The following is an 8,708-nucleotide window of genomic DNA, read 5'->3' as shown; positions in this document are numbered from 1 at the left end:
CACCCTGAGCGGCGCCGGCGTGGGCGTGACGTGGACGGGCGCCAATGCGCTCGTGCTGAAGGCGTATTACGCGCACAAGCTGGGCAATGCCAAGGCGACCTCGGCACCGGATGCGGCGGGCCGTTTCTGGCTGCAAGCCGTCAAGTATTTCTAAATTAATGCAAGTTAACTAATAAGTTAAAAAATCAGGACACCGCCATGAACCGCATCTACCGCTCCATCTGGAACCAGGCCACCGGCGCCTACGCCGCCGTGTCCGAAAACGTCAAATCGGCCGGCAAGCGCTCGATGCCAGGATGCAGCGGGGGCGGGGCACATTTCGCCTTGACCAGCATGGCGGCGGCGCTGATGTTGGGCTACGGCAGTCTTGCGCTGGCCGGGCCGGCGGGCGGCACGGTGGTGGCGGGGCAGGCAACGATCAACGGCACGCCGGGCGCGACGGTCATCAAGCAGGGCAGCCAGAACGCCGTCATCAACTGGGCCAGTTTTAATGTCGGCAAGGGCGAGTCGGTGCAATTCCAGCAGCCCAACAGCAATGCGGTGGCGCTGAACCGCGTGCTGGGCAGTGATGGCACGACCATCCTCGGCAACTTGTCGGCCAACGGCAAGGTGTTTATTGTCAATCCGAACGGCGTGCTGTTCGGCCAGGGCGCATCGGTCAATACGGCGGGCCTGGTGGCTTCGACCCTGGATATTTCGAATAGCGATTTCATGGCCGGCAATTACAAATTTAGCGGCAACGGTACCGGCAAGGTGCTGAACCAGGGTTCGATCAGCGCGCCGGGCGGCTATGTGGCCTTGCTGGGTGCCAACGTGTCGAACGAAGGCACGATCCAGGCACGCCTGGGGTCGGTGGCGCTGGCGGCGGGCAGGGCCATCACGCTGGACGTGGCGGGCGACGGCTTGCTCAATGTCGCCGTCAACGCGGGCGCCGTGGGCGCCTTGGTCAATAATGGCGGCCTGATCCGCGCCGATGGCGGCAGCGTGGTCTTGACGGCGCAGGCGGCGGGCGACCTGCTGAGAACCGTCGTCAACAACACGGGCGTGATCGAGGCGCAGACGATAGCCACCCGCGGCGGCACGATCAAGTTGCTGGGCGACATGCAGAGCGGCACGGTCAACGCGGGTGGCGCGCTGGACGCCAGCGCGCCTGGCGGTGGTAACGGCGGTTTTGTTGACACCTCGGCCGCGCACGTCAAGATCGACGATGCGTTGAAGGTCACGACGGCATCGAGCCACGGCCTGACCGGTACCTGGCTGATCGACCCGACCGACTACACCATCGCGGCGTCAGGCGGCGACCAGACCGGCGCGTTTTTTACGAATGCGCTCAAGAGCAGCAGTGTCCAGATTCAGAGCATCTCGGGCGGCAGCGGCGTGCTGGGCGACATCAACGTCAACGACACGATTTCGTGGTCGGCCAACCAGCTGAAGCTGACGGCGCAAAACAATATCAACATCAACCAGCCGCTGCGCGGCTCGGGTACGGCCAGCCTTGCGCTGGAATATGGCCAGGCTAACGTGGCATCCGGCAACACGAGCAAGTACAACGTCAAGGCCGAGATCGACCTGCCGTCGGGGCTGTACTTCAGCACCAAGCTGGGCAGTGACGGCGCAGCGACGGCCTACACCGTCATCAACAGCCTGGGCGCGGCCACCAGCGTCAGCGGCACCGATTTGCAAGGCTTGAAAAATGCGCTGAGCGGCAACTTCGTGCTGGGCGCCAATATCGATGCCAGCGGCACGGCGAACACCGCGGTGTGGGGCGCCAACGGCTTCACGCCGATCGGCACCACCGGCACGGCATTCTCCGGCCAGTTCGACGGCCTGGGCCATGTTATCACTGGCTTGAAGATCGGCAACACCACCGGCAGTGGCACTGTCGGCTTGTTTGGCAACACCAGCACCACGGCGCAGTTGCGCAATATCGGTATGGTAGGCGTTGCGATGACATCCAATGCGCCGAACGGCACTTACGGTTATGTAGGGGGACTGGCCGGTATCAATAACGGTAGCATCAATAATGCATATGTCACAGGTTCGGTCAGCAGCCCGGCTAACGCGGTGATGGGTGGCCTGGTCGGGCAAAACGCCGGCACTATCAGCAACAGCTATAACAGCGCTACGGTCAGCGCGCCGGGACTGAGCGTCGTCATCGGCGGCCTGGCTGGCCAGACCACCAATAAAAGCGCGATCAGCAGCAGTTACAATAGCGGCGCGGTGACCGCGACGCTCAATCATGCCGGCGGCCTGGTCAACTACAACCTGGGCAGCATCACCGACAGTTTCAATCTTGGCGACGTGACCGGCAAGATCGGCGCCGGCGGCATCGCCGCCACCAATCGCACCAACGCCACCATCACCAACAGCTACAGCACCGGCGCCATCCGCGGCAACGGGCAAGCCGGCGGTCTGGTCGGCTACAGCTATGCGTCGGCGCAAATCAACAACAGCTACGCGACCGGAAGCGTGACCAATCCAGGCATTGCCGTCTCTGGTGGTACCGCCACCGGTGGTCTGGTCGGCGACAACCGTGGGACCATCGCCAACGGGTATGCTACTGGCGCCGTGAACGGCAACAATGCGATCGGCGGCGTGGTGGGCGCGATGTCCTCGGCGGGCAGGATCACCAATGTCTATTCGTCCGGCACCGTGGCCGTAATTTCCGGCGGCACCGGTATCCCGGGCGGTGTGGTCGGCAATATGGGTGGCACCAGTTCGATCAACGGCGGCTATTTCAATACGACGGTGAACCCGTCGATAGCGGCCCTCGGCGTCAACAGCAGCACCAACGCCACACCCGTTACTGCTGTCAGCGGCCTGACAGCGACGCAAATGCAAACCGCGTCGAATTTCGGCACGTTCAATTTCACGACCAGCACCGGCCAGTCGGGCAATAACTGGGTCATGGTCAACACCGACGGTACACTCAACGGCGCGGGCAACGCGACAGGCGCCACCGGACCGATGTTGTCTTCCGAGCACAGCAGCACGGTCAACTCGGCGCATCAACTGCAATTGATGGCGATGGACCTGGCCGGCAATTACACCCTGGGCCGCGACATCAGCGCGGCGACGACGGGCCTCTCGACCGACGTCTGGAATGGCGCCACCTTCGTTCCGGTCGGCGCCAGCACGGCGGCGCCGTTTACCGGTACCTTCGACGGCGCCGGCCACGTGATTTCTGGCCTGGTCGTCAATCGTCCCGGCACGGATTACGCTGGTCTGTTCGGCGCGACGTCTAGTACCGCGATCGTGCGCAATGTCGGCCTGGAGGGCGGCAGCATCACTGGCAAGGATGCCACCGGCGCGCTGGTCGGCAACAATGCCGGCATTGTCAGCGGCAATTACAGCACCGCGAGCGTGACCGGCTCGACCGACGTCGGCGGCCTGGTCGGCAACAATAGCGGCGCTGTCAGCAACAGCTATGCCTCCGGCACGGTGAGCGGCGTGACCGATGTAGGCGGCCTGGTCGGCCTGAACTCCGGCACCTTGACCAATAACTACGCCACCGGCGCCGTCTCGGGCACCCTCAGCGTGGGCGGCCTGGTGGGCGCCAATAGTGGCGGCACCGCCACCGGCAATTTCTGGGATACCACCACGGGCCAGCTCACCAGCGCCACCGGCACCGGCTTGACCACCGCGCAAATGAAAGCGCTGTCCACCTACAGCGGCGCAGCGTGGGACCTGTCCAGCACGTGGATCGTCTACGACAGCAATACCTACCCCTTGCTGCGTGCGTTCATGACGCCGCTCCAAGTAACCTTCGCGGCGGGCGTGACCAAGACCTATGACGGCACCGCCAACTGGGCGGCGCCAAGCTTCACGTATTCGAATCCGAATGCGGTGCTGCAGGGTAGCCTGAACTATGGCGCGGCGGGCAATGCCGTCAACGCCGGCACCTACGCCATCACGGCCGGCGGCCTGTATTCGGACCAGCACGGTTACGCGATCAACGCGAATGCCGTGAACCTGGTCATCAACAAGCTGGCCGCGACCCTGACCGGCGCGTCGGTCGCCAGCCGCGCCTATGACGGCACCACGGCCGCGACGCTGGTCGGCGGCACGGTCAGCGGCTTGCTGGCGCAAGATGCCGGCAACGTCGCGTTCCTGACGGGCACGTTCGCCAGCAAGAATGCCGGCACCGGCATCGGCGTCACACCGATCGGCAGCGGCAGCGCCGGCGGCAACTATACCGTTTCGGTGGGGGGGCTGACCGGCGACATCACGCCGAAAGCGCTGACCTTGGCCGCCCTGACCGCCATTACCCGGCAATATAGCGGCGGCACCGCCGTCACGCTGATCGGCGGCACCTTGCTTGGCGGGATCGGCGGCGAAACCTTGAACCTGGGCACCTCGACCGGTGCGTATGCCGACAAGAACGCCGGCACCGGCAAGGCGGTCACGGTAACGGTCGGCGCGCTCGCCGATGGCACCGGCCTGGCCAGCAACTATACGGTGACCGCGCCAACCGGCGTCACCGGCACCATCACGGCCAAGACGCTGAGCTGGACCAACCTGGCGGTGGATAACAAAGAGTACGACGGCAACGCGACGGCCGCCATCAACAAGGGCAGCATCACCGGCCTGGTTAGCGGCGAAGCGTTGAAAACAGGCTCTATCGCCGCGTTTGCCGACAAGAACGCCGGCAATAGCAAGGTAGTCACCGTCCACACCACCCTGGGCAATGGTAGCGGCGGCCTGGCGTCCAACTACACGCTCGCCGATGCTTCCGTGACGGCCAGCATCACGCCAAAAGCGTTGACGGTGACCGGTGCGACGGCCGGCAACAAGGTCTACGACGGCAACACGGCGGCAAGCATTACCGGCGCCGCCTTGAGCGGCATGGTCGGCAGCGAAACGGTCGGCCTGGGCGCGCTGTCCGGCGCGTTCGGCGACAAGAACGCCGGCACCAGCAAGGCCGTGACGGTCAGCGGCGGCACCTTGTCAGACGGCAGCAATGGCGGTCTGGCCAGCAACTACACGGTCGGCAGCGTGACGGGCCTGGCGGCCGATATCACACAAAAAGCCTTGACGGTCAGCGGTGTTTCAGTTGCCAGCAAGGTCTACGACGGCAACACGGCGGCGGCGGTTTTCGGCGGCACCTTGAACGGCCTGGTCGGCGGCGAAACGCTGGCCTTGTCCGGCCAGACGGGCGTATTCGTTGATCAGAACGCGGCCAATGGCAAGACTGTAACCGTGTCTGGCGCCACGCTGGCCGACGGCACCGGCCTGGCCAGCAACTATACGGTCAGCAACGCGACCGGTGTGACGGGCAACATCACGCAAAAAGCGCTGACGGTGACCGGCGCGACCGCCAGCGACAAGGTCTACGATGGCGGCACGGCGGCCACCTTGGGCGGCGGCAGCTTGGCCGGCATGGTCGGCTCGGAAACGCTGGGCTTGTCCAGCCTGATCGGCGTGTTCGGCGACAAGAATGCGGGCGCAAGCAAGACCGTGACGGTGACCGGCGGCGCGCTGTCCGACGGCACGAACGGCGGCCTGGCCAGCAATTACACGGTCGGCGCGGTGACCGGCGTCACCGCCAGCATCACGCAAAAAGCCCTGACGGTCAGCGGCCTGGCCGCCAGCGCCAAGGCGTATGACGGTAATACCAAGGCCAGTCTGACGGGCGGCACCCTGAACGGCCTGGTGGTGGGCGAAACCGTGAGCTTCTCGGGCCAGAGTGGCGTGTTTGCCGACAAGAACGCGGGCACCGGCAAGGTCGTGACCGTTACCGGCACGACGCTGGTCGACGGCAGCGGCCTGGCCAGCAATTACTCGGTGAGCAATCCGACCGGCGTGACCGGCGATATCACCAAAAAAGCGCTGACGATCACCGGTATCACGGCCGCCAACCGGGCCTACACAGGCACGACTGCGGTCAGCCTGGGCGGTACCGTGATTATCGACGGCCTGGTCGGTGCGGAAGGCGTGGGCGTGGGCGGCATGGTCGGTGTGTTTCTTGATAAGAACGTCGGAAACGGCAAGGCCGTCACCATCACCGGTGCGGTCATGACGGTCGGCAGTAACGGCGGCCTGCCCAGCAACTACACGATCAGCAACCCGACCGGCGTGACGGCCAATATCACCAAGGCCACCATTTCCGCAGTCACCAGTATCGTGATCGACAGCAAAGCCTACGACGGTGGCGTGAACGCCATCGTCAATGCGGCCGGCGCCACGTTCGGCGGCATCAAAAGCGGTGACAGCCTGACGGTCAACGCGACCACCGCCACCTTCGCCGACAAGAACGTCGGCAGCGGCAAGACGGTGACGATCAGCGGCATCGGGCTGGGCGGCACGGACGCCGGCAACTACAATTTGACGGCGACCACCGGCAGCAGCACCGGCGCCATCACGCCGAAAGCCCTCACCATCATCGGCATGTCGGCCGTCAGCAAGGCCTACGACGGCAACACCAAGGCCAGCGTGACGGGCGGCTCGATCAGCGGCATGGTCGGCTCGGAAACCCTGGGCGTGACGGGCCTGACGGTTACTTTTGATGACAAGAACGCCGGCACCGGCAAGGCAGTGACGGCCGCCGGCACGACCCTGGTCAACGGCGGCAACGGCGGCCTGGCCAGCAACTACACGATGGCCAACCCAACCGGTTTCACGGCCAATATCACGCCGAAAGCGCTGACGGTATCGGGCATGACGGCGGGCACGCGCGCCTATGATGGCACCAGGGCCGCGACCCTGGCCGGCGGCAGTTTGACGGGCCTGGTAACGGGCGAGACGCTGGTGGTCTCGGGCGGCACGGGCGTGTTCGGCGACAAGAACGCCGGCAACGGCAAGGCCGTGACGGTGTCTGGCGTCAGCCTGGCCGACGGTACCGGCCTGGCCAGCAATTACAGCGTGACCAACCCGACCAATGTGACGGGTTCCATCACGCAAAAAGCGTTGAGCGTCACCGGCGCGCTGGCGGCCGACAAAACCTATGACGGTGCGCTCGACGCCACCATCACGGGCGGCAGCCTGGGCGGCTTTGTCGGTTCGGAAACGGTTGGCCTGGCTGCCCTGGCCGGTGCGTTTCTTGATAAGAATGCCGGCAGCGGCAAGGCCGTCAGCGTCAGCGGCGGCACCTTGTCCAACGGCAGCAATGGCGGCCTGGCCAGCAATTACTCGGTCGGCCCTGTCGGCGGCCTCTCGGCCAGCATCGCGCAAAAAGATTTGAGCGTCACCGGCGTGGCGGCCGCCAACAAGGTCTATGACGGCAGCACCAAAGCCACCGTCAGCGGTGGCGCCTTGAGCGGACTGGTCGCTGGCGAAACCCTGGGCCTGTCCGGCCTGTCGGGCGCCTTTGGCGACAAGAACGCCGGCACCGGCAAGACCGTGACGGTCAGCGGCGCGACGCTGGCCGACGGCACCGGCCTGGCCAGCAACTATACGCTCAGCAACCCGACCGGCGTGACGGCCAATATCGGCCAGGCCAGCATCAGCTCGGTGACCAATGTGGTGGCCGACAGCAAGGTCTATGACGGTGGCACTTCCGTCACCTTCGCTACGGCCACGGCCACTTTCAATGGCATGGTGAGCGGCGACAGCCTGGCCATTGGCGCCACCAAGGCGGCGTTCAGCGACAAGAACGCCGGCGCCGGCAAGGCCGTGACGATCTCTTCCCTGACCCTGGGCGGCCTTGACGCGGCCAACTACACGCTGGCCACGAGCACCGCGACCGGCACCGGCAGCATCACGCCGAAGGCGCTGACGATTACCGGCATGTCGGCCGTCAACAAGGTGTATGACGGCAGCACCAAGGCGACCTTGTCGGGCGGCTCGATCAGCGGCCTGGTCGGCTCGGAAACCCTGGGTGTGACGGGCTTGAGCGCCACCTTCGATACCAGGGACGCCGGCACCGGCAAGACGGTGACGGCGACCGGTTCGACCCTGGTCAACGGCGGCAACGGCGGCCTGGCGGCCAACTACACGATCAGCAACCCGAGCGGCCTGATCGCCAATATCACGCCGAAAGCGCTGACGGTATCGGGCATGACGGCCGGCACGCGCGCCTATGACGGCACCACGGCCGCGACCTTGGCCGGCGGCAGTTTGACGGGCTTGGTAACGGGCGAAACGCTGGTGGTCTCGGGCGGCACGGGTGTGTTCGCCGACAAGAACGCCGGTAACGGCAAGGCCGTCACGGTCTCGGGCTTCAGCCTGCTTGATGGCACGGGCTTGGCCAGCAATTACACGCTCAGCAATCCGAGCAATGTGACGGGTTCGATCATGCAAAAAGTGCTGACCGTCACTGGCGCGCTGGCGGCCGACAAAACCTATGACAGCGCGCTCGAAACCACCATCGCGGGCGGCACCCTGAACGGCCTGGTGGGCTCGGAAACGGTCGGCCTGGCGGGCCTGGCCGGTGCGTTTGCGGACAAGAATGCCGGCAGCGGCAAGGCCGTCAGCGTCACCGGCGGTACCTTGTCGAATGGCGCCAACGGCGGCCTGGCCAGCAACTACACGGTCAGCAATCCGACCGGCCTGACGGCCAGCATCACGGCCAAGGCATTGACGGTGGCCGGCCAGTTGGCGGGCAACAAGGTCTACGACGGCAATGCACAAGCCAGCCTGTCCGGTGGTGTCTTGAGCGGCCTGGTGGCGGGCGAAAGCCTGGGCATTGGTGGCCAGACGGCGACGTTTGCCGACAAGAACGCGGCCACCGCCAAGGCGGTGACGGTGACGGGTACAACGCTGGTCGATAC

Annotated in this window: 1 protein-coding gene; it reads left to right on the top strand. The window is 65.2% G+C overall.

The window, feature by feature from the left end; all coding sequences use genetic code 11:
• Nucleotides 1-198: 198 nt before the first annotated feature.
• On the top strand, nucleotides 199-8,708 hold an 8,510-nt coding region (locus K0F86_RS26955; RefSeq protein ID WP_219137188.1), incomplete at its 3' end, for a YDG domain-containing protein.

Source organism: Janthinobacterium sp. UMAB-60 (genome assembly GCF_900095235.1).
Taxonomy (GTDB): domain Bacteria; phylum Pseudomonadota; class Gammaproteobacteria; order Burkholderiales; family Burkholderiaceae_D; genus Janthinobacterium.
Note: the sequence above shows the minus strand (reverse complement) of the source record. Positions and strands in the feature narration are given on the sequence as shown.